This is a genomic window from Micromonospora zamorensis (genome assembly GCF_900090275.1).
Classification (GTDB): Bacteria; Actinomycetota; Actinomycetes; order Mycobacteriales; family Micromonosporaceae; genus Micromonospora; species Micromonospora zamorensis.
This window is the reverse complement of sequence record NZ_LT607755.1, coordinates 2,908,907-2,928,549: the sequence shown is the minus strand read 5'-3', so window position 1 is coordinate 2,928,549 and position 19,643 is coordinate 2,908,907. Positions and strand designations below refer to the sequence as shown.

Here is a 19,643-nt window from a genome sequence, read left to right as displayed (position 1 = left end):
GGTGGAGGCGTTCAGGCGGCTGGTGCCCCTCCCGGTCTTCAAAACCGGTGTGGTCCGGGACCCGGGCCAGGCGGGTTCGATTCCCGTCCGTCTCCGCCAACAGTGCAGGAGATGACGCGATGGGTGACGGGCCGGTGGACCCGCGACGCCGGGTGCCCCGCACCGACACGCTGCTCGCCGACCCTCGGTTGGCCGCGGCCAGCGCGACGCTCGGCCGGGACCGGGTGAAGGCGGTCGTCGCCCGGGCCCAGGAGCGGGCCCGCCGTGGCGAGCTGCACCCCGATGACGTTCGCGACGCCGCGGTCGCCGCGCTGCCCGCGCCGGGCCCCCGCGTGGTGCTCAACGCCACGGGCGTCGTGCTGCACACCAACCTGGGCCGGGCGCCGCTGTCGTCGGCTGCGGTCGCCGCGGTGGTGGCCGCCGCCGGGCACACCGACGTGGAGTTGGACCTGAGCACCGGTCGGCGGGCCCGTCGCGGCCGCGACGCCCTCGACGCGCTGGCCGCCGCCGTGCCCGACGCGGGCGCCGTGCACGTGGTCAACAACGGCGCCGCCGCGCTGGTGCTGGCGGCCACCGCGCTGGCCGCCGGCCGGGAGATCGTGGTCAGTCGGGGCGAGCTGGTCGAGATCGGCGACGGCTTCCGCCTGCCCGACCTGTTGGAGAGCACCGGCGCGCGACTGCGGGAGGTGGGCACCACCAACCGCACCACCCTCGCCGACTACGCCGCCGCCCTCGGCCCGCAGACCGGGTTCGTGCTCAAGGTGCACCCGTCGAACTTCCAGGTCACCGGCTTCACCTCAGCAACCCCGGTCAAACAACTGGCCACCCTCGGCGTGCCGGTGGTCGCCGACATCGGCTCCGGTCTGCTCACCGCGGATCCGCTGCTGCCCGACGAGCCGGACGCGGCCAGCACCCTGCGCGCCGGTGCCACGCTCGTCACGGCCAGCGGCGACAAGCTGCTCGGCGGCCCGCAGGCAGGGCTGCTGCTCGGCGACGTCGCGCTGGTCGACCGGCTGCGCCGCCATCCGCTGGCCCGGGCGTTGCGGGTGGACAAGCTCACCCTGGCCGCGCTGGCCGCCACCCTGCACCAGCCGGACACGCCCACCCGCACGGCGCTGCACGCCGACCCGGGTGTGCTGCGCAGCCGGTTGGAGCGGCTGCGCGACCGGCTCGGAGCGGACGGCCGCAAAGCGGAGGTGGTGCCGGCCGCCGCGGTGGTCGGCGGCGGTGGGGCGCCCGGCGTCGAGCTGGACTCGTGGGCGCTGAGTCTGCCCGAGCGGTACGCGGAGCCGCTGCGCACCGGCGACCAGCCCGTGCTCGGGCGGGTGGTGCGGGGCCGGCTCCTGCTCGACCTGCGCTGCGTGCCCGAAGAAGCCGACGAGACGGTCCGCGCGGCCGTGCTCCGCGTACCCGGGGACGACTGACCGTGTTCGTCGTCGCCACCGCCGGGCACGTCGACCACGGCAAGTCGACACTGGTCCGGGCGCTGACCGGGATGGAACCCGACCGGTGGGCCGAGGAACGCCGCCGGGGGATGACCATCGACCTGGGGTTCGCCTGGACGACGCTGCCGTCCGGCGGCACCGTCGCCTTCGTCGACGTGCCCGGGCACGAGCGGTTCGTGCCGAACATGCTCGCCGGTGTCGGCCCGGTGCCGGCGGCGCTGATCGTGGTGGCCGCCGACGAGGGCTGGATGCCGCAGTCCGCCGAGCACCTGGCCGCACTCGACGCGCTCGGTGTGGCGTACGGCCTGGTGGCGGTGACCCGCGCGGACCTGGCCGACCCGGGGCCGGCCATGGCCCGCGCCCGGGCCGAGATCGCGGCGACCAGCCTCGGCACGGTGCCGGCGGTGGCGGTCAGTGGCCTGACCGGCGCCGGCCTGCCGGAGCTTCGGGCCGCCCTGGACCGGCTCGCCGCCGGCCTGCCCGCGCCGGTGGTGGACGACCCGGTCCGGCTCTGGGTGGACCGCAGTTTCACCGTGCGGGGCAGCGGCACCGTGGTCACCGGCACCCTCGGCGTCGGACGGTTGCGGGTGGGCGACGAGTTGGAGCTGGCCGGGGCCGACGAGCCGGTGCGGGTACGTGGCCTGCACTCACTGGGCGAGGCCCGGCCGGAGGTGACGGCGGTGGCCCGGGTGGCGGTCAACCTGCGGGGTACGCCCCGTGACCGGCTCGGTCGTGGCGATGCGTTGCTCACCCCGGGCCGGTTCCACCGCACCGACCTGGTCGACGTGCGGCTGACCGGCGATCCGGCGGCCGACCTGCCGGCCACCCTCACCCTGCACGTCGGGTCGGCGGCCGTGCCGGTACGGGTCCGCCCGCTCGGCCTGGACACCGTACGCCTGCGGTTGGCTCGTCCGTTGCCGCTGCTGGTGGGCGATCGGGCGCTGCTGCGTGACCCGGGGCGGCACCACGTGACCGGCGGGGTGCGGGTGCTGGACGTGGCGCCGCCACCGCTGGCCCGCCGGGGTGCCGCCGTCACCCGCGCACAGGTCCTCGCCGAGTTGGACGGTCGTCCCGACCTGGCCGGGGAGCTGCGCCGTCGCCGGCTGGTCCGCGCCGGTGCGCTGATCCGGATGGGTGTGCCGGTGGACGCCCCTCCGGTGGCCGGTGACTGGTTGGCCGACCCGGCGCACTGGCGGCGGCTCGGCGAGCAGGTGACCGAGGAGGTCGCCCGCTACGCCAGGGAGCACCCGTTGGAACCGGGGATGCCGGTGGACGCGCTGCGCCAGCGCCTCGCCCTGCCCGACCGGGTGCTGGTCGAGGCGTTGGTCCGGCCGCCGCTGCGGATCCACGCCGGGCGGGTCGGGGCGGCGGGCGCCGATGCGCTGCCCGAGCCGGTGGCCCGGGCCGTGCAGCGGGTCCGCGCGGAATACGGCGACCGGCCGTTTCGCGCCCCCGAGGCGGACCGCCTCGTCGACCTCGGCCTGGGCCCGCGCGAGATCGGCGCCGCGGTGCGGGCCGGCGCGCTGCTGCGGCTGGCCGACAACGTGGTGTTGCTGCCCGACGCGCTCGACGACGCGGTCCGGGTGCTGGCCGGGCTGCCGCAGCCGTTCACGCTCTCCGCGGCCCGGCAGGCGTTGGACACCACCCGCCGGGTGGCGGTGCCCCTGCTGGAGTTGCTGGACCGTCGGGGCGCGACCCGACGACTGCCCGACGACGCCCGCATCGTCGTTACCTGAGGGCGTGGCGCCCGCCGGGTCAACCGCTGTCAGTCCAGGTCGGACATGTCGAGCACGAAGCGGTAGCGGACGTCGTTTCGCCGGAGGCGGTCGAGTGCTGTCTCCACCTGCGCCGACGGGAGCACCTCGACGTCGGCGGCGATGCCGTTGTCGGCGCAGAACTGGAGCATCTCGGCTGTTGAACGGCGGCCTCCGCTGCCGGCGGAGCTGAGCTTCTTGCGGCCGACAAGCAGGTCCATCGCCTCGACGGTGACCGGGCCCAGGTATCCGAGCAGGCTGAGGGTGCCGTCCATCGCCACCACCTTCAGGTACGGGGCGAGGTCGTGCGAAGCGGAGATGGTGTCGATGACGACGTCGAAGGTGTCGCGGGTCGCTGCCATCTGGCGGGTGTCGGTGGAGTCCAGGAAATCGTGTGCGCCGAGCCGGAGGGCGTCGTCGCGCTTCTCCTGGGTGCGGCTGATGACCGTCGTGGTGGCGCCGAGTGCCACGGCCAGCTTGACCGCGAGGTGACCCAGGCCGCCGAGCCCGGCCACGGCGACGCGACTGCCGGAGCCCACACCGAGGGAACGCAGCGGTTCCCAGACGGTGACGCCGGCGCACATCAGCGGGGCGGCTGCGGCCGGGTCGAGGCCGGAGGGGAGCGGGTAGGCGAAGCGGTCCCGCACGACGTACTCGCGGGAGAAGGCGCCCAAGGTGGTCGACCCGTCCCGCCGGTCGGTGCCGCCGTAGGTGAGAGTCGGGAAGGAGTGGCAGAAGTTCTCCTGTCCTGTTCGACACATGGCACAGCTGCCGCAGGAGTCGACGATATTGCCCACCGCGACGCGGTCGCCGACCGAGAAGGCAGTCACCTCGGCTCCGGTCCCGGTCACCACACCGGTGAATTCGTGACCGGGCACCAGAGGCGCTTTCGCGTGCTGGTCATGGTCGCGCAGGGAGTGCAGGTCGGTGTGGCACACGCCGCAGTAGTCGACTCGCACCGCCAGATCGTCTGAGCGCAGGTCACGGCGTTCCAGCGAGGTACGCCGCAGCGCCGTCGGGCCGCTCGCCCGCCATCCGATGGTCGTTCGCATACACACATCCTTAAACAGACTGTTCGGTCTGTCGACCGTAGCTCTGGTCGCGCAGAGAAGCAAACCAACTGTTCTGTTGCTAGAGTGGCGGCATGCCGGAGCAGCCCCTGACCTCGCGCGGCACCGCGACCTACCAGCGCATCCTGGACGCCGCCACCGAGGAGTTCGCCCAGCACGGCATCGCCGGAGCACGCATCGAACGCATCGTGACGGCGGCGCGCACCAACAAGGCGCAGCTCTACGGCTACTTCGGCGACAAGGAAAGACTCTTCGACGCGATCTTCCTCAGCTCACTGGAGCGCATCACGAACGTGGTGCCGATCGACGCTGACGATCTTGCCGACTGGGCCGTTCGCCTCTACGACGAATACCTGCGCCGCCCCGACCTCATCCGCCTCGCGACCTGGACGCGACTGGAGCGCAGGCCCGCCGGGCACCTGGTCGAGACCCACCAGCACTACGACGATCGCAAGCTGACGGCCATCGCCGAGGCGCAGGCCGCCGGGCGGGTACGTGCGGGCGACCCGTTCGACCTCATGGCTCTGGTCATCGCCATGTCCATGGCCTGGTCGCCGGTCAGCAACGTCTACGCGGCCAGCAACCAGGAACCCGACGACGTTCATGATCAACGCCGCGCCCTGCTGCGCGACTGCGTTCGGCGAGCCACTGTGCCGAGGGACCAGGATCAACCGGACCGTTGACCACCGCACGGCCGTCAGTCGCGGCCGATCCGGGGCTGACAACAGTGCGCCGAGGTGCGACGGTGGGCTGATGATCGAGGCGATCCCCACCCGGTCACGAGCCTCCCGCTGCCGGTGGCGCGAGGTCGTCCCGGTGGTGCTGCGCTGGGCGCTGCCGGTGCTGTGGGTGCTGTGGGCGTCTCTGGCGTGGTGGGCCGAGCCGCGCGAATCCACCGAGGCCCAGCTCGACCGCGATCTCGCGGCTGGCCAGGTGGTGACCTTCCAACGGGCGCAGGGCTGGGCCGACGACGGCGCGTACTGGGGGAGCCGGCCTCGGCCGCAGCATGCGACGAACGGCGGGATGCTGGCCTGGACCGTGTCGAACGGCCAGAGCCGGTACACCTTCGACGTACCGCCCGCCTCGGCTTCGTACCCGGGCGAGCCGGACCTGTCGGCGAACACCGGGCTGGACGCGCGGCTCGCTGCCGTGGCCGGTCCCTGGCATGTCGGCGGCGACTTCGCGCACCGGATCGCGGGCACCGCCGGTGTGCTCGCTGGTGTGCTGACCGTGCTCTGGCTGGGCCGGCTGATCGGCGGCGCGCCGCCCCTTGCCGGCACCCGGTGGTTCTGGTTCTGGGTCGGGCTCCTGCCGTTCGGGGTGGGTGTGCTGGCCTGGACCTACCGTGAGCTCTGGAGGCCACCGTCGACGCCGGTGCTCGACCGTGGCTCCGGGTGGCGTGGCTTCGGCTGGCTGGTCCTCGCGGGAGTGGGCATCAGCCTGTTGGTGTCCACTGCCCGGGTCGTGATCGGGACGGCGGTGGTGCCGGGCTGAGCGGTGCTGGCCAACCGGCCCCCCGGCCGGCGGCGGTCACCTACGGTGACGCCATGGACCCTTCGGCGGTCTGGCGGGACCGGCAGCACCGGTGGCGGATCGAGGCGTACCGCGCGCCCGACCTGCGCTTCGCCATCTACGCCACCAACGGGCCCACCGAGTCGGTGCCCCTGTGGCTGTTCGGGATGTCGGCGCTGGCCCGGTGGCTGATGACGCACGCCATCTCACTGGACGACCTGGAGGTCGACTGAGCGGGGCGCGGTCGCGAACCAGGCCCGGGGACGGCCCCGCTGCGGTTGAGTGACCTGAGGCGGCGGACGGGGGTGCGCGATGGGCGGTCAGTTCGGGCAGTTGGCGCTGGTGGCCGTGCTGGTGCTGGTCAACGCCGCGCTGTCCGGCAGTGAGATGGCGCTGGTGACGCTGCGCGAGGGGCAGTTGCGGCGGCTGGGCCGACGGTCCCGCTCCGGCGACCGGTTGGTGCAGCTGTCCCGCGACCCGAACCGCTACCTGGCCACCATCCAACTCGGCATCACGCTGGCCGGCTTCCTCGCCTCGGCGGCGGCCGCGGTGTCGTTGGCCGAGCCGCTGGTCGGCCCGCTGGGTTTCCTCGGCGGCGCGGCCCGTCCCGCCGCGGTGCTGCTGGTGACGGTGCTGCTGACGTTCGTCACGCTGGTGTTCGGCGAGCTGGCCCCGAAGCGGCTGGCCATGCAGCGGGCGGAGCGGTGGGCGTTGCTGAGCGCCGGCCCGCTGGACCTGCTCGCACGGGTGTCCCGACCGGCGGTGTGGTTGCTCAGCCGGGCCACCGACGCGGTCGTACGGCTCGCCGGGGGTGACCCGCGGGCCAACCGGGAGGAGACGACCGAGGAGGAGTTGCGGGAGATGCTGGCCAGCCAGCGCGGCCTGTCCGCCCAGCAGCGCGAGATCCTGACCGGCGCGTTCGACATCGCCGGCCGGACGCTGCGCGAGATCCTGGTCGCCCGCCGGGAGGTGATGACACTGCCGGCCAGCCTCACCGCGGACGAGGGGGTGCGCCGGCTCGCCGCCGCCGGGCGCTCCCGCGCCCCTGTCACCGGTCCCGGTGGCCTGGACGAGGTGCTCGGGGTGGTGCACATCCGCGACCTGGTGCGGGCCGGCACCGCCCCGGTGGGCGAGCAGGTCCGGTCGCCGCTGCTGCTGCCGGTCACCCTGCCGGTCGCCGACGCGTTGCGTCAGCTTCGCCAGGAGCACCAGCAACTGGCCCTGGTGGTCGACGAGCACGGTGGCATCGACGGCATGGTCACCATGGAGGACCTGCTGGCCGAGGTGGTCGGCGAGTTGTACGACGAGACCGACCGCGACGTGCGCGGGGTGGTCCGGGAGGCGGACGGGTCCGTGCTGGTGCCCGGTGACTTCCCGCTGCACGACCTGCCCGACCTCGGGGTGCGGCTGAGTTTCCCGTTGTCGCGCGACTACACGACGGTGGCGGGGTTGGTGCTGGCCCGGCTGCGGCACCTGCCCTGTGAGCCGGGGGAGACGGTGCGTCTGCCCGGGCTGACCCTTGAGGTGGTGGAGGTCCGCGATCGGGCGGTGCGTCGGGTGCGGCTGCGCGGCTTCGTCAGCGAGCGGTGACCTGTCACCCGGTCGATGGACAATAACCAACAATACGGCTAAACAGGGCGCGCCCACCTACTGTGCGATATGTGAAGGACCGAGGGTTTCGTACGTTCGTCACGGTGCTGGCCGGCCTCGCGGTGATCTACTTCGGTAGTGCGGGTCGCAGCCCCGAGGAGGGCCGTGGCATCTCCGGCGGGGTGGTGGTCCTGGCGCTGCTCGCCGCCCTGCTGGTGTGGCACCTGACCCGGCCGGGAGACAAGACGGTGAAGTGAAACACCGTCAGCGGGCGGCGACGCGGGTGACCTCGCCGGCGGACTCCTCGCCGAGCGCAACCCGCACCAGCGCCGACGCGAGACGGCCGAAGTCCGGTTCGTCGACGAGGGTGGCCAGCCCGTGCGGGTTGCCGGGCAGGCCCAGCCGCTTCGCTCCGGCGAGAGCCCGCCGGTCGGCGTACGGGCGCAGGTCGGACCAGACCGTCTGCGCCTCGCGCAGGTAGATGTCCGCGCCGGTGGGGCCGATGCCCGGGAACTCGGTGAGCCGCCGACGCAGCCCGACGGGGTCGCCCTGGGCGTCGCGGTGCAGCCGTCGCAGGTCACCGTGCCAGCGGTCCAGGCACAGTCGGGCGCCGGTGCCGAGCATGGTGGCGGTGCGCTCGTCGTAGCGGCGGTAGTGGCCCCGGCCCAGCGCGTCGACGCGTTCCTGCCAACTGGCCGCCTCCATCGCCTGCGGCGTGCGGTAGCCCGCGGCGAACAGCTCGCGTGCCGCGTCCACCGCCACGCACGCCCGGATCCGGGTGCTCAGCAGGGTGGTCAGCACCAGCAGCTGGTACAGCGGCCCGGGGCGGTCGGAGAGCCGGATACCGGCCTCCTCCGCGTACGTGCGGCCACGCCGGTCCAGCAGGACCCGCACCACCGTTCGATCGTTGCCCACACCCACCGCGTACCCGATCCGGGCCCTGCTAGCCGTCGCGTCGGCGACCACTGTCGGAATGCCGCCGGGGTGGGCGGGTATGCGACGGTGGAGGCGGTCGATGCCGCCCGCCGTACCGGGAGGGAGACACCCATGGTCAACCCGCAGCAGGAGGAGTTCCGGCGTAACGCCAAGGGCGCCACCAGTCAGGACAGCAAGGGGCCCACGCCGACCGGTCATCCACTCAACCGCGGATCGTCGCGGGGCGATGAGGGTCGCCCGGTGCCCAAGGGGCAGGTGTCGCCGTACGGCCCGGCCGGTGAACCGGTGGCCGAGGACGACAGCGACACCCGCTGACCAGACCTTCAGCTAGCGACCGCGATCTGACGGCCGCCGCAACCTGTTCCAGGTGGCGGCGGCCGTCAGCCCGTACGCCAGGTGCGGAACGATGTCGGAGATCCAGTCGGAGCGCCGCCACGTACGCGGGTCGCTGATGCCCAGCGCGGTGATGGACCCGTCGGTCATCGTCATCACGCCGGCCCCGAGCACGCCGGCGGCCATCGGCAGCGGCTGGCGCCGGCCACCGGCGTAGAGCGCGAACGCGACGCCGGCGGCGATGCCCAGTCCGTAGCCGATCAGCGGGCCGAGGCCCGAGCGGCGGTTGGCCGCCCGGGCCCCGGACCCCAGGTTCACGTGCGCTATATCGGCCAACCGGTCGACGGTCTCACCGGGGACGTCGCTCTCCGGTCGAGCCCGCAGCGCCACGTCCAGATAGCTGACCACGTTCAGCGCGGTGCTGCCGACGGCGCCAGCGATGGCACCGTCGGCAAGGTCGACCCTCCTCATTTCGGGTCGCCCGGTTCGCGCTCACTCTTGGGACCGTACGTGCGCTCACCACGCACCACGCCCCGCTGGCCGCGATCCTCCTGCAGGATCCTGTTCGCGACCTGGTTGGCCTTGCCGTCGGGTACCCGGCGTCCGGAGTCGTCGATCGCGTTGCGCAACCGCGCCCGCTGCTTGTCGTACGCGTTGCTGCCCGGCCGTGGTCCTGGCATCTGCTGCCTCCTTCGTCGGTCCGGACGTCTACCCGTCTCGCGACGGGCCAACCCCGGCCTAACGCGGCGCGCGGACCACGGCGACCGGGCAGTGCGCGTGGTGCAGCAGCGACTGGCTCACCGACCCCAGCAGCAACCCGGACACCTCGCCGCGCCCCTGCCCACCGGCCACCACCAGTTGGGCGGAGCGGGACGCCTCGGCGAGCACGGCGCCCGGCCGGCCGTGGACCGCCCGGCAGGTGAGTCGCACCGCCGGGTGCTGCTCGGTCAGCCCGCTCAGCCACTCGGCGACCATCCGGTCCTGCTCGCCGTGCAGCTTCCCCTCGTCGTACACCAGGGGTTGCATGTCGCCCGGGCCGCTGCTGCCCGGGTGCCGGTAGGCGTGCATCGCCACCAGCGGCACCCCGCTCGACACGGCGGTCTCGGCGGCGAAGTCGGCCGCCTGCCGGGAGGCCGCCGAACCGTCCACCGCGACCAGCACCGGTTCGTCGGGTCGTTGCTCGCCGCGGGCCACCAGCACCGGGCAGTCGGCGTACGCGGCGACCTGCACCGCGACCGAGCCGACCACCAGCGCGGAGAAGCCGCCCAACCCGCGGTCGCCGAGCACGATGAGCGCGGCCGTGGGGGATTCGCCCACCAGCACCGCCGCGGCCTCGCCGTCGATGATCTCGCCGGAGATCGACAGCCCGGGTACGGTCGCCTCGGCCTCGGCCACCGCGGCCTCGACGAGCTCCTCGGCCTGGTGGCGAAGCCCACCGCCGGGCGGCGCGTCCGGGGCGGGGGAGACCGGCACGTGCAGCAGCGGCCAGATGAAGCCGTGCACGACCCGCAGGGGTCGCTGCCGGCGCGCCGCCTCGATGGCGGCGAGGCGAACGGCGCGCAGCGCCGGCTCCGAGCCGTCCACGCCGACCACCACCGCCGCGTTGTTCGCCGAGTTCACCGCCCACCTCCCGCTCGCGGCCAGTATCGCGGGCCCGGGCGCCTCCGCGTCGCGATACCGCCGACAGCGTCCCGGTCGGTACGCTGGCGACGAGCGGTCGGGGAGGGGGAGTCATCGATGGGTGAACCGGACCAGCCGAGCACGGCACGCATGATCGACTTCTGGCTCGGCGGGCAGCATCACTTCCCGGTCGACGTGGCCGCCGCGAACGCTTTCGAGCAGGCGTACGGGCCGTGCGCGCCGGTGTTCCGGGAGCTGCGCGCGTTCCTGGGTCGGGCCGTGCGGGCGATGGCCGAGCAGGGCGTGGACGGGTTCCTGGTGTTCGGCGCGGGGGTGCCCACGATGGGCAACGTGCACGAGGTCGCCACCGACGCGACAGTGCTCTACACCGACGTCGACCCGGTCACCATCCGGCTGGGGCAGAGCATCCTCGCGGGCAGCGACCGGGCCGGCTACGGCTTCGGCGACGCGACCGACATCGGCACTATCGACCCGGCGCAGCTGCACCGCTTCGTCCCGGGCTGGGGTCGACGGCCGGTCGGGGTGGTCTTTCTCGGGCTCGCCGCGTTCCTCGACGACGACACGCTGACCCGCACGCTCGACGAGCTGTACGCCGCCGCCGCGCCGGGCAGCCTGCTCGCCGTGGACTTCGACACCGAGGAGCTGGCGGGTCACCCGCAGGCGCTGGCGATGATGGGGCCGCAGTTCCGGATGCGTCCACCGGCGGCGTTCGCGCCGCTGCTGGGTCGCTGGGTGCCGACGGCGGACGGGATCGTCCCGGTCGCCCAGTGGCGGCCGGAGGGTCCGCCGGCGCAGGTGCCGGACGCGTTCCACGGCGTCCTCGCGGCCCGGGACGGCGACTGACCGCGCCGGTTTGGTCGTCCGGGGGCGTCCGTATGATGCTTGCCCTGTAGCAAGCTTCTGGAGAGGACGAGCATGGTTGACGTGCCGGACGTGGTGTCGCGCGCACTGCGCGACGCCCCGCCCGACCAACTGGCGGAGGCGGCGGACCGGGTGATCCGGTCGACGATGGGCGCGCTGCGCACCGACGTGTTCGTCGCCGACTACCGGATCAGCGGGCTCTGGCCGCTGCTGGATCCGGATCTGCCGGCGGCGGGCTTCCTGGCCTGTCACACCGTGGCTCAGCGGTGTTTCAGCAGCCAGCAACCGGTGCGCGACGGCGATGGCCCGTGCCGGCTCTACCTGCCGTTGACGGTGTGGGGGGAACGGCTGGGTGTGCTGCTGATCGAGCTTCCCGACGTGGCCAACCCGGCCGTCACCGGCCGGGCGACCGACATCGCCGGCGCCCTGGCGGTGGCGATGCGTGCGGCGGACCGGGAGACCGACCGTTACCGGCGGGCGCGCCGCCGCGAGCGAATGACGATGGCCGCCGAGATGCAGTGGGATCTGTTGCCGGGCCGCAGTGTGGCGCACCATGCGTTCGATCTGGCCGGTCAACTCGAACCTGCCTACACGGTGGGTGGGGACCACTTCGACTGGTCCCTGGACGGCGACCGCCTGACCGTGACGGTGCTCAACGGCGAGGGCAACGGTCTGACCGCGTCGATGCTGACCTCGGTCACGGTCAACGCGATGCGCAACGCGCGCCGCTCCGGCGGGGGCCTGGTGGAGCAGGCCGAGCTGGCCTCGGACACCGTCTTCTACCAACACCGGGGTCGCCGGTACGTGGCCACCCTGCTGCTGGAGGTGGACATCCGCACGGGTCAGGTACGGGCTGTCGATGCCGGTTCCCCGCACATGCTGCGGGTGCGGGGGTCCGTGGTGGAGCCGGTGAAGCTGGATCAGCAGATGCCGCTGGGCATGTTCGCGGAAACTCGTTACGAGCTGCAGGAGTTGCAACTCGCCCCCGGTGAGCGCCTCTTCGTGGTCAGCGACGGGGTGTGGGCCGCCGAGCCGGCGGGTCGGGAACCGTACGGGGACCGGGCGATGGCGCGTTCCCTGCGCGCCACGCGGTTGCAGCCAGCGGCCGAAGCGGTTGGTACGGTGATGCGCGAACTGCACGCCTACCACGCGGATTCCGATCTGCGCGACGACGCCGTCGTGGTCTGTCTGGACTGGCACGGTCCGCGTGGGCGGAGCGGCGGGTGAGGGTGGCCGCCGCCCGGCTGGGCGGTCAGCAGCGCGACGACGGCAGGGGACATCGGGTGGAGCGACCTGCGGATCTCGCCGCGGCGATCGACGCGGCTGCCGAGACACTGATCGCCGTTCTCGACTCTGCCGCGTCGCGGCACCAGGTGCCGCCGACCCAGTTGCGGGTGCTGGCGTTGATCAGCAGCCGGCAGGAGACAAACGTCAACGGGTTGGCGGAGCTGCTGGACGTGGTGCCGTCGTCGGCGAGTCGCCTCTGTGACCGGCTGGAGGCGACCGGGCTGTTGCGTCGGGTGGCGGATCCACGAGACCGGCGTGAGGTGCGACTGGTGCCGACCGCGGCGGCGCTGACCCTGCTGGGGGAGTTGGCCGAGCGGCGGCAGCGGGCGGTGCAGGCGGTGTTGGATCGGATGCCGGCGCGGATGCAGCACGACCTGTTGCTGGCGTTGCTCGCGTTCGGCCGGGCGGCGACGCAGTCGGTGCCCGAGCAGCAGACCGATCCCGCAGCGCAGACGGCATGAGCACGCCCCGCCTTCCACTAGTATCCTAGGACGCTCTACGCGTGGTGATCCACGCCACAGAGCGGCAGGGCCGCACCCAGACGCCGCACGGCGGCACCCGGGACGCTGGGGCAAGCCCGATATAGTGACAGCGCACTTACCCGGCCCGCGATCATCGATGATCGCGGGCCGCATCAGGGGAGGGCCCCGCCAGGGGCCGCAGGGGGAGCCGGCGGTGGCCGGCCCGACAGCGCGTACGACCCTCAGCGACGCTCGACGTCGGCTCGGGGCCCACGTGCCGTGGAGGAGGATCGGTGTCGCGTCGGCCGGCTCGGGCAGAGCAACCGCCGGACACCGGTGACCAGACTCCCGGCAACCAGGTGCTCACCCTGCCCAACCTGATCAGCTTCGGGCGGCTGCTGGGCGTGCCGCTCTTCCTCTACCTGTTCCTGGTCGAGCGGGCCGACGTGGCGGCGATCATCGTGCTGGCCATCGGTGGCACCACCGACTGGGTCGACGGTTGGATCGCCCGCCGACTGCGCCAGGTGAGCCGACTCGGTGAGCTGCTCGACCCCCTGGCCGATCGGCTCTACATCCTCGCCACCCTGCTCGCCTTCACCGCGCGGGAGGTGGTGCCGTGGCAATTCACGGCGGCGCTGTTGGCCCGTGAGCTGCTCCTGCTCGCCTCGCTGGCGGTGTTGCGCCGCTACGGCTACGGACCGCCGCCGGTGCACTACGTGGGCAAGACCGCCACGTTCCTGCTGCTCGCGGCGTTCCCGGTGCTGCTGTTGGCAACCGAGTGGAGTGCTGCGTCGACGGCGATGGCCGCGATCGGCTGGGGGCTGGCCTGGTGGGGGCTGGTGCTCTACTGGGTGGCCGGTGGGATGTACGTCGTGCAGGCGGCTCGGCTGGTGCGCGCGGCGCGCGGCCCGGGGGCGGCTGCGTGAGCGCGCCGGAGCCGGGCAAGCCCCGCCAGGACCGGGTGTACGCGCCGGATTTCCTCACCGAACTGTTCCGCAATCCCCTGGACCCGGGCTACGCGGACGCGGCGGCCGCCCGTGAGCGGTCGGCGTCCAGCGGGCGCGCCGCGGGATGGCGGGCCTGGCCGACGAGGTCGGTCAGTCTGGTCGTGCTGGTGATGCTCGGTTTCCTGTTCGCGGTCGCGTACCGGCAGACGATGGCGGACGAGCCGGGGCGCAGCCAGGCCCGTTCCGGCCTGGTGGCGCAGATCAAGGAACGGGAGAACCAGACCGACCGGTTGTCCACGCGCGCGGATCAGCTGCGCGAGGAGGTCAGCCGGCAGCGCGACGCGGCGTTGAGCGGGACGGCCGCCGCCCGGTTGCGGGACATGGAGGCGAGCACGGGGCTGGGTCGGGTGCGCGGTGACGGTGTCGTGGTGCGGTTGGCGGATGCTCCGGACAAGGCGGACGTGGTGACCGGTGCTGGCGCTGGGCCGTCGCGGGTGCTCTACAGCGATCTGCAGGGGGTGGCGAACGCGTTGTGGAGTGCCGGCGCGGAGGCGGTCTCCATCAACGGGCAGCGGTTGACGTCGACGTCGACGATCCGGTCGGCGGGTGAGGTGATGCTGGTGGATTTCCGGCCGGTGACCGGGCCGTACGAGGTGTCGGCGATCGGGCCGGGTTCGATGCGGCGCAAGTTCGAGGACAGTCGTAACGCGGCGCTGATGCGGGAGGTCGCGCAGAAGACCGGGTTGTCGTTCGGTGTGCGGGAGGCGGATGACCTCACCCTGCCGGCGGCTCCGGAGCCGCAGCTACGCTACGCCAAGCCGTCGGTCAGTCCGAGCCCTTCCGCGTCGGGTGTCCGTTCCGGCAGTCCTGGGTCGTCTGGTCCGACGACGACCGTTAGCCCCTCCGGAGGTGGCCGATGATCGCGGTGCTGGCGTTGCTCGCCGGTGTGGTGCTCGGTGTGTGGCTTGATCCCACGGTGCCGGCGGCGTTGCAGCCGTACCTGCCGATCGCGGTGGTGGCCGCGTTGGACGCGGTGTTCGGTGGGGTGCGGGCGAGGTTGGACCGCATCTTCGACGACAAGCAGTTCGTGGTGTCGTTCATCTCCAACGTGCTGGTCGCTGGTCTGATCGTGTATCTGGGTGACCAGTTGGGGGTGGGCGGGCAGTTGTCCACCGGTGTGGTGGTGGTGCTGGGTGTGCGCATCTTCGGCAACGTGGCGGCGATCCGCCGGCACCTGTTCCGGGCGTAGGTTGGGTTGCGATGAGTGACGAGCAGACCGACACGGGGACGGGGTGGCCGCAGCCTGCGGGTCCGGCGCGGCCGGGTGGGCCGGCGGGTGAGCCGGATCCTCGTCCGGACGCGCCGGATCCGGACGAGTTGAGCCCGTTGGCGCCGCAGGGGCCGGTGGAGCGCGAGCCGGTCGATGAGCCAGCCGTGGAGGATGAGCCGGCGGTGGAGCCGGTCGACGACGGTGCGACGGTGGACCTGAGCGCGGTGCCGCGGTCGGGGGAGACGGTTGCGGGTTCCGACGGGTTGGGTGAGCCGGTTGGTGAGTCGGCGGCGCCGGCGGCGGGTCGGTCCCGGTGGAGTACGGCCGGGGTGATGATCGCCGCGTTGTTGGCGTTGCTGGGTTTCACGTTGGTGGTGCAGTTGAAGACGACGTCGACGGATCCGACGTTGGGTGCGACGCGCCAGGAGGACCTGGTCCGGATCCTGTCGGATCTGGATGCGCGGGAGAACCGTCTTCAGCAGGACATCCGGACTCTGGAGGACAGTCAGCGGCAGTTGCAGTCGGGTGAGCAGGGGCGTCAGGCGGCGTTGGACGAGGCGACGCGGCGGGCGGACGAGTTGGGCATCCTGGCGGGCACGTTGCCGGCGGTCGGGCCGGGGTTGACGGTGCGGTTCGACGCCGGTGCCAAGCCGATCTCGGCGAATCGGGTGCTGGACGCGGTGCAGGAGCTGCGGGGCGCTGGCGCGGAGGCGATGCAGATTTCCGGCGGTGACGGGGCGTCGGTGCGGATCATCGCGTCGACGTACTTCCTCGACGGGGACAACGGGTCGTTGGTGGTGGAGGGGCGTCGGTTGACGGCGCCGTTCACGATCACGGTGATCGGTGATCCGGCGACGATGCGCACGGCGTTGAACATTCCTGGTGGGGTGGTGGCGTCGGTCCGTGGTGTCGGCGGTAACGTGACGTTTGGGGAGCGTGAGGTTGCCGAGGTTTCGGCGCTGCACGTGCCGATCAAGTTGGAACACGCCCGTCCGGTCTCCTGACCGGCGCGGCCGCGCCGGATCCGGGTGGTCCGGGGCACCGATGGATGAAGGACGCGTCTGGTGATTCCCGAGGATCTGCGATACACCGCCGAGCATGAGTGGGTGGCGGGTGACGGCACGGGTTCGATCCGGGTCGGCATCACGCACTTCGCGCAGGACGCGCTGGGTGACATCGTGTACGTGCAGTTGCCCGAGGCGGGTGCGGTGGTCGCGGCCGGTGACTCGTTGGGTGAGATCGAGTCGACCAAGAGCGTGTCGGAGATCTACGCCCCGGTCGCTGGTACGGTCGCTTCCCGCAATGAGGCGTTGGGTGACACGCCGGAGCTGATCAACACTGATCCGTACGGTGAGGGTTGGTTGGTGGAGATCACGCCGAATGATCCGACCGCGACGGACGGGTTGCTCACGGCCGGCGCGTATCAGAAGATCACCGAAGGCTGAGTGTGCTTGATCCGGCGCGTGGGTTGTCTGCGCGCGTCCGGTTGCCCTGCATTTCGGCGCTGGCTAGGCTCGCCCAGTCGACCGAGAACCCAATAGTTGAGCGTTGCGGAATTGCCTTCCCGGGCACGGGGAGCCAGCCGCCGGGTGTTCGAGTGCCCGGCGGCCAGACCCGCCATTACCCGACGCCGACCGAACAGATCCGTGAGGTGGTCCCATGACGCGGCCAGACGACGAGTTCCCCCCGCTCGACGTCACTTCGACGCTCAATCTCGGTTCGCTCGACGAAGTGCTGGAGGGGCCGGACACCGATGTGGTGCCGAGCCGGATGTCCGGTTCGTTGCCGCCGGGTATGGCGCTGCTGGTGGTTCGTCGAGGCCCGAATGCGGGTGCCCGGTTCTTGTTGGACCACGATGTGACGACCAGTGGCCGGCATCCGGACAGTGACATCTTCCTCGATGACGTGACGGTGTCGCGTCGGCACGCGGAGTTCCACCGTGACGGTGGCACGTTCACGGTGCGGGACGTGGGTAGTTTGAACGGCACGTATGTGAATCGTGAGCGCGTCGAGGCGGCCACGTTGAGTAATGGTGATGAGGTTCAGATCGGTAAGTTCCGGGTCGTGTTCATCGCCGGTCCGCGCCCGGAGGAGGAGGCCGGCCGGGGGTGAACGAGCCTGCGGCCTCCACGTCACCCGGTGCGGCCCGGTCTCAGCCGCTGATGAGCATCGGTGAGGTGCTCGGGCAGTTGCGGGTGGATTTCCCGGACACCACGATTTCGAAGCTGCGGTTTCTTGAGGCTGAGGGTCTGGTCGAGCCGCAGCGGACGGCTGCGGGTTACCGGAAGTACAGCTGGGACGATGTGGCGCGGTTGCGGTTCGTGTTGACCGCGCAGCGGGACAAGTACCTGCCGTTGCGGGTGATCCGTGAGCAGTTGGCGCAGTGGGATTCGTCCGGTGAGCAGCCGGGGCGGTCGCGGCCGGCGTTGGTGGCGGTTGGTCCCGATGGTGCTGTGCCGGGCCGTGAGTTGGCGGAGCCGGCCGAGTCGTCGCAGGTGCGGCTCGGCCGGGCGGATCTCGTGGCGCGCAGTGGGATCGACGAGTCGACGTTGGTGGAGTTGGAGCGGCTCGGTGTGCTGGTGTCGGACCCGCCGGGGTGGTATGACGCGGACGCGTTGATCATCGCGTCGGCGGTGGCGGGGTTGGCGTCGTACGGGTTGGAGCCGCGGCATCTGCGGGGTTACCGGACTGCGGCTGACCGTGAGGTTGGTTTGTTCGCGCAGTTGGTGGCGCCGTTGGCGCGGCAGAGTGATCCGGCGGCGCGGGCGCGTGCGGCGGAGATGGCGCGGGAGTTGGTGGCGTTGTCGGAGCAGTTGCACGCGGCGTTGGTGCGGGTGGGTTTGCGGTCGACGTTGGGTCGGTGATGTGCCCGGTGGGTGGCGGCTGAGCGGAAAGATCTCTTCCGGGAAGCGTGCCGTAGGCTTGCCGGGGTAACCCCTTTCTGGCGCGGGCGTGGTGCTGTAGCGCATGGGACGACCGTGTCGCGGTCCGTGTACCGTGCAGGGAAGGGCGCGGTGCGGCGTAGGTGACAACGACACGGAGGCGGCGGTGCGCGAGCTGAGCGTGGTCGGAGTTCGGGTGGAGCTGCCCAGCAACCAGCCGATCGTCCTGCTCAGGGAGGTCGAGGGTGACCGCTATCTGCCGATCTGGATCGGCGCGGTCGAGGCGACGGCTATCGCTTACGAGCAGCAGGGGGTCAAGCCGGCCCGGCCGTTGACCCACGATCTTCTGCGGGATGTGTTGGCGGCGTTGAAGGCGCCCTTGCAGGCGGTGGAGATCACCGAGCTCAAGGAGAACGTGTTCTACGCGGATCTGTTGATCGGTGATGGGGTGCGGGTGTCGGCGCGGCCGAGCGATTCGATCGCGTTGGCGTTGCGTGTCGGTGCGCCGATTCGTTGTTCGGAGCAGGTCCTCAGCGAGGCGGGGATCGTTATCCCTGACGAGCAGGAGGACGAGGTGGAGAAGTTCCGCGAGTTCCTGGAGCAGGTGCGTCCGGAGGATTTCGCGGGCTGAGGTGGGCCTGGGCTCTGCGCCTTGAGGTGTCACTGTGGGTGATGCTGCGGGCGGGTTGGTGATCTTTCTCGGTGGCTGCGCGGCGTGTCGCGTCGGTTCCTCCCTGGTAACCCCTGGCGGTGGCGTTAGGGTTGCCATGTCGAGGGGTGCGCGTCCCGGAAACGACGCGTCGCCACACTGACGGGGAGGTTGTCCGGATGCACGAGCCGCGGGATTCCGATCCGGGTGGACAGTTCGATGAGCCTGGTGCCTCGTCGCCTCATGGGGTGGCTGAGGGTGAGGGTTCGGTTGGCTACCGGGGTGTGACGGCCTGCCACGCGGTGGGCATCAGTTACCGGCAGTTGGATTACTGGGCGCGGACGACGCTGGTGGTGCCGAGCGTGCGGGACGCCTCGGGTTCGGGGACGCAGCGGTTGTATTCGTTCCGGGACCTGGTGGTGTTGAAGGTCGTGAAGCGGTTGTTGGACGCGGGGGTGTCCCTGCAGAACATCCGTAAGGCGATCGAGGCGTTGCGGTCGCGTGGTGTGGAGGATCTGGCCGGGATCACGCTGATCTCCGATGGGACGACGGTGTATGAGTGCCGGTCCCCGGAGGAGGTGGTCGACCTGTTGCAGGGTGGCCAGGGTGTCTTCGGGATCGCGATCGGTGGGGCTTTCAAGGAGATCCAGGGGTCGTTGTCGCATCTGCCGGCGGAGCCGGCGACGAGCGGCCCGGTGGAGCCGGCGGCGGCGTCCGAGTCGGATCCGGTCGGTGACGAGTTGGCGGCGCGGCGGGCGCGGCGGCGGGCTGGCTGAGCGCCGGGGGCGTTGCCGGGTTCCGGGTTTTTTTTCGGTTCGTTTTGTCGCGACCGTCGGTGACGGTGGGCGGGTTCGCCAGGCCCTGTTGTCTACAGTGGACACTGTGGGTGTCGTTGTGGTGGCTCCTTGTGGAGATACTCCTCGGTAGTGGTGACGCAGCGTGTCTTCGTGTTGTCGGGAACCCGATAAGGGGGCACTGACCGGAGGCGATTGACACGCTATGGTC

General features: G+C 71.7%; 25 protein-coding genes and 1 tRNA gene. 21 read left to right on the top strand and 5 right to left on the bottom strand.

Annotated elements, in window-relative coordinates; translation table 11 throughout:
• Window positions 1-3 precede the first annotated feature (3 nt).
• The 3 genes from GA0070619_RS32355 to selB all read left to right on the top strand — a co-directional run bounded on the left by GA0070619_RS32355 (window position 4) and on the right by selB (window position 3,181).
• A tRNA-Sec gene (locus tag GA0070619_RS32355) sits at window positions 4-99 on the top strand.
• A 20-nt stretch (window positions 100-119) separates the two neighbouring features.
• Window positions 120-1,424: an L-seryl-tRNA(Sec) selenium transferase gene (gene selA, locus GA0070619_RS12780; RefSeq protein WP_088948258.1), complete on the top strand. Its 1,305-nt coding sequence runs from the start codon at window positions 120-122 to the stop codon at window positions 1,422-1,424.
• 2 nt (window positions 1,425-1,426) lie between these two features.
• The gene (selB, locus tag GA0070619_RS12775) at window positions 1,427-3,181 is read left to right on the top strand and encodes a selenocysteine-specific translation elongation factor (protein ID WP_088948257.1); all 1,755 of its coding nucleotides are present in this window, start codon (window positions 1,427-1,429) and stop codon (window positions 3,179-3,181) included.
• A gap of 29 nt (window positions 3,182-3,210) precedes the next feature.
• Here selB and GA0070619_RS12770 read toward each other — a convergent pair whose 3' ends face one another.
• Entirely contained in the window at window positions 3,211-4,251 is a 1,041-nt protein-coding gene (locus GA0070619_RS12770) for an NAD(P)-dependent alcohol dehydrogenase (protein WP_088948256.1), read from the bottom strand.
• Between the two features lie 92 nt (window positions 4,252-4,343).
• On the opposite strand from GA0070619_RS12770, the gene GA0070619_RS12765 reads away from it, so the two are divergent.
• From GA0070619_RS12765 to GA0070619_RS12745, 5 genes are all read left to right on the top strand, one after another.
• Window positions 4,344-4,952, top strand: a complete 609-nt coding sequence (locus tag GA0070619_RS12765; RefSeq protein ID WP_088948255.1) for a TetR family transcriptional regulator — start codon at window positions 4,344-4,346, stop codon at window positions 4,950-4,952.
• Window positions 4,953-5,022: 70 nt separating this feature from the next.
• Window positions 5,023-5,763 (top strand): hypothetical protein, encoded by a 741-nt coding sequence (locus GA0070619_RS12760; protein WP_088948254.1) that lies wholly within the window; start codon window positions 5,023-5,025, stop codon window positions 5,761-5,763.
• Window positions 5,764-5,816: 53 nt separating this feature from the next.
• A complete protein-coding gene (locus GA0070619_RS12755; RefSeq protein WP_030327722.1) occupies window positions 5,817-6,014 on the top strand; it encodes a hypothetical protein in 198 nt (65 codons plus the stop codon).
• 79 nt (window positions 6,015-6,093) lie between these two features.
• A complete protein-coding gene (locus GA0070619_RS12750; protein WP_088948253.1) occupies window positions 6,094-7,371 on the top strand; it encodes a hemolysin family protein in 1,278 nt (425 codons plus the stop codon).
• Between the two features lie 71 nt (window positions 7,372-7,442).
• Entirely contained in the window at window positions 7,443-7,628 is a 186-nt protein-coding gene (locus tag GA0070619_RS12745) for a hypothetical protein (RefSeq protein WP_030492012.1), read from the top strand.
• A gap of 7 nt (window positions 7,629-7,635) precedes the next feature.
• Here the strand turns inward: GA0070619_RS12745 and GA0070619_RS12740 are convergent, their stop codons facing one another.
• On the bottom strand, window positions 7,636-8,286 hold the full coding sequence (locus GA0070619_RS12740) for a hypothetical protein (RefSeq protein ID WP_088951762.1): 651 nt from the start codon (window positions 8,284-8,286) through the stop codon (window positions 7,636-7,638).
• Between the two features lie 132 nt (window positions 8,287-8,418).
• On the opposite strand from GA0070619_RS12740, the gene GA0070619_RS12735 reads away from it, so the two are divergent.
• Window positions 8,419-8,622, top strand: coding sequence for a hypothetical protein (locus tag GA0070619_RS12735; RefSeq protein ID WP_088948252.1), 204 nt, complete (start codon window positions 8,419-8,421; stop codon window positions 8,620-8,622).
• 12 nt (window positions 8,623-8,634) lie between these two features.
• Here GA0070619_RS12735 and GA0070619_RS12730 read toward each other — a convergent pair whose 3' ends face one another.
• Genes GA0070619_RS12730 through GA0070619_RS12720 form a run of 3 tightly spaced genes read right to left on the bottom strand, consistent with a single transcriptional unit; the run spans window position 8,635 to window position 10,260 of the window.
• A complete protein-coding gene (locus GA0070619_RS12730) occupies window positions 8,635-9,111 on the bottom strand; it encodes a hypothetical protein (protein WP_088948251.1) in 477 nt (158 codons plus the stop codon).
• Window positions 9,108-9,320 carry a phosphatidylethanolamine-binding protein gene (locus GA0070619_RS12725; protein WP_088948250.1) on the bottom strand — a complete coding sequence of 71 codons (213 nt, stop codon included), beginning with the start codon at window positions 9,318-9,320 and terminating at the stop codon, window positions 9,108-9,110. The genes GA0070619_RS12730 and GA0070619_RS12725 overlap by 4 nt, the downstream gene beginning before the upstream one ends.
• Before the next feature lie 58 nt (window positions 9,321-9,378).
• The gene (locus tag GA0070619_RS12720; RefSeq protein ID WP_088948249.1) at window positions 9,379-10,260 is read right to left on the bottom strand and encodes a universal stress protein; all 882 of its coding nucleotides are present in this window, start codon (window positions 10,258-10,260) and stop codon (window positions 9,379-9,381) included.
• Between the two features lie 117 nt (window positions 10,261-10,377).
• Between GA0070619_RS12720 and GA0070619_RS12715 the strand changes: the two genes are divergently transcribed.
• The 12 genes from GA0070619_RS12715 to GA0070619_RS12660 all read left to right on the top strand — a co-directional run bounded on the left by GA0070619_RS12715 (window position 10,378) and on the right by GA0070619_RS12660 (window position 19,414).
• Window positions 10,378-11,124 carry an SAM-dependent methyltransferase gene (locus GA0070619_RS12715; protein ID WP_088948248.1) on the top strand — a complete coding sequence of 249 codons (747 nt, stop codon included), beginning with the start codon at window positions 10,378-10,380 and terminating at the stop codon, window positions 11,122-11,124.
• 72 nt (window positions 11,125-11,196) lie between these two features.
• Complete coding sequence (locus GA0070619_RS12710; protein ID WP_088948247.1) at window positions 11,197-12,369, top strand: PP2C family protein-serine/threonine phosphatase; 1,173 nt, start codon at window positions 11,197-11,199, stop codon at window positions 12,367-12,369.
• 56 nt (window positions 12,370-12,425) lie between these two features.
• Entirely contained in the window at window positions 12,426-12,890 is a 465-nt protein-coding gene (locus GA0070619_RS12705) for a MarR family winged helix-turn-helix transcriptional regulator (RefSeq protein ID WP_088951761.1), read from the top strand.
• Window positions 12,891-13,183: 293 nt separating this feature from the next.
• Window positions 13,184-13,816, top strand: coding sequence for a CDP-alcohol phosphatidyltransferase family protein (locus tag GA0070619_RS12700; RefSeq protein ID WP_088948246.1), 633 nt, complete (start codon window positions 13,184-13,186; stop codon window positions 13,814-13,816).
• Window positions 13,813-14,757: a DUF881 domain-containing protein gene (locus GA0070619_RS12695; RefSeq protein ID WP_088948245.1), complete on the top strand. Its 945-nt coding sequence runs from the start codon at window positions 13,813-13,815 to the stop codon at window positions 14,755-14,757. Before GA0070619_RS12700 ends, GA0070619_RS12695 begins: the two co-directional genes overlap by 4 nt.
• Window positions 14,754-15,086, top strand: coding sequence for a small basic family protein (locus tag GA0070619_RS12690; RefSeq protein ID WP_030327710.1), 333 nt, complete (start codon window positions 14,754-14,756; stop codon window positions 15,084-15,086). Before GA0070619_RS12695 ends, GA0070619_RS12690 begins: the two co-directional genes overlap by 4 nt.
• An 11-nt stretch (window positions 15,087-15,097) precedes the next feature.
• Entirely contained in the window at window positions 15,098-16,111 is a 1,014-nt protein-coding gene (locus GA0070619_RS12685; protein WP_088948244.1) for a DUF881 domain-containing protein, read from the top strand.
• Between the two features lie 60 nt (window positions 16,112-16,171).
• The gene (gene gcvH / locus GA0070619_RS12680; RefSeq protein ID WP_088948243.1) at window positions 16,172-16,552 is read left to right on the top strand and encodes a glycine cleavage system protein GcvH; all 381 of its coding nucleotides are present in this window, start codon (window positions 16,172-16,174) and stop codon (window positions 16,550-16,552) included.
• 214 nt (window positions 16,553-16,766) lie between these two features.
• Window positions 16,767-17,219 carry an oxoglutarate dehydrogenase inhibitor Odhl gene (odhI, locus tag GA0070619_RS12675; protein WP_007071101.1) on the top strand — a complete coding sequence of 151 codons (453 nt, stop codon included), beginning with the start codon at window positions 16,767-16,769 and terminating at the stop codon, window positions 17,217-17,219.
• A 50-nt stretch (window positions 17,220-17,269) separates the two neighbouring features.
• Window positions 17,270-17,971, top strand: a complete 702-nt coding sequence (gene ftsR / locus GA0070619_RS12670; RefSeq protein WP_172862197.1) for a transcriptional regulator FtsR — start codon at window positions 17,270-17,272, stop codon at window positions 17,969-17,971.
• A gap of 184 nt (window positions 17,972-18,155) precedes the next feature.
• Window positions 18,156-18,620, top strand: coding sequence for a bifunctional nuclease family protein (locus GA0070619_RS12665; protein WP_088951760.1), 465 nt, complete (start codon window positions 18,156-18,158; stop codon window positions 18,618-18,620).
• A 197-nt stretch (window positions 18,621-18,817) separates the two neighbouring features.
• Window positions 18,818-19,414 carry a MerR family transcriptional regulator gene (locus GA0070619_RS12660; RefSeq protein ID WP_088948241.1) on the top strand — a complete coding sequence of 199 codons (597 nt, stop codon included), beginning with the start codon at window positions 18,818-18,820 and terminating at the stop codon, window positions 19,412-19,414.
• The last annotated feature ends 229 nt before the right edge of the window (window positions 19,415-19,643 follow it).

Bases quoted from the DNA above. Each gene is read 5' to 3' on its own strand.
- selA (WP_088948258.1), top strand. From the start codon at position 120: ATGGGTGACGGGCCGGTGGACCCGCGACGCCGGGTGCCCCGCACCGAC.
- GA0070619_RS12770 (WP_088948256.1), bottom strand. From the start codon at position 4,251: ATGCGAACGACCATCGGATGGCGGGCGAGCGGCCCGACGGCGCTGCGG.
- GA0070619_RS12765 (WP_088948255.1), top strand. From the start codon at position 4,344: ATGCCGGAGCAGCCCCTGACCTCGCGCGGCACCGCGACCTACCAGCGC.
- GA0070619_RS12760 (WP_088948254.1), top strand. From the start codon at position 5,023: ATGATCGAGGCGATCCCCACCCGGTCACGAGCCTCCCGCTGCCGGTGG.
- GA0070619_RS12755 (WP_030327722.1), top strand. From the start codon at position 5,817: ATGGACCCTTCGGCGGTCTGGCGGGACCGGCAGCACCGGTGGCGGATC.
- GA0070619_RS12750 (WP_088948253.1), top strand. From the start codon at position 6,094: ATGGGCGGTCAGTTCGGGCAGTTGGCGCTGGTGGCCGTGCTGGTGCTG.
- GA0070619_RS12735 (WP_088948252.1), top strand. From the start codon at position 8,419: ATGGTCAACCCGCAGCAGGAGGAGTTCCGGCGTAACGCCAAGGGCGCC.
- GA0070619_RS12730 (WP_088948251.1), bottom strand. From the start codon at position 9,111: ATGAGGAGGGTCGACCTTGCCGACGGTGCCATCGCTGGCGCCGTCGGC.
- GA0070619_RS12725 (WP_088948250.1), bottom strand. From the start codon at position 9,320: ATGCCAGGACCACGGCCGGGCAGCAACGCGTACGACAAGCAGCGGGCG.
- GA0070619_RS12715 (WP_088948248.1), top strand. From the start codon at position 10,378: ATGGGTGAACCGGACCAGCCGAGCACGGCACGCATGATCGACTTCTGG.
- GA0070619_RS12710 (WP_088948247.1), top strand. From the start codon at position 11,197: ATGGTTGACGTGCCGGACGTGGTGTCGCGCGCACTGCGCGACGCCCCG.
- GA0070619_RS12690 (WP_030327710.1), top strand. From the start codon at position 14,754: ATGATCGCGGTGCTGGCGTTGCTCGCCGGTGTGGTGCTCGGTGTGTGG.
- GA0070619_RS12685 (WP_088948244.1), top strand. From the start codon at position 15,098: ATGAGTGACGAGCAGACCGACACGGGGACGGGGTGGCCGCAGCCTGCG.
- odhI (WP_007071101.1), top strand. From the start codon at position 16,767: ATGACGCGGCCAGACGACGAGTTCCCCCCGCTCGACGTCACTTCGACG.
- ftsR (WP_172862197.1), top strand. From the start codon at position 17,270: ATGAGCATCGGTGAGGTGCTCGGGCAGTTGCGGGTGGATTTCCCGGAC.
- GA0070619_RS12660 (WP_088948241.1), top strand. From the start codon at position 18,818: ATGCACGAGCCGCGGGATTCCGATCCGGGTGGACAGTTCGATGAGCCT.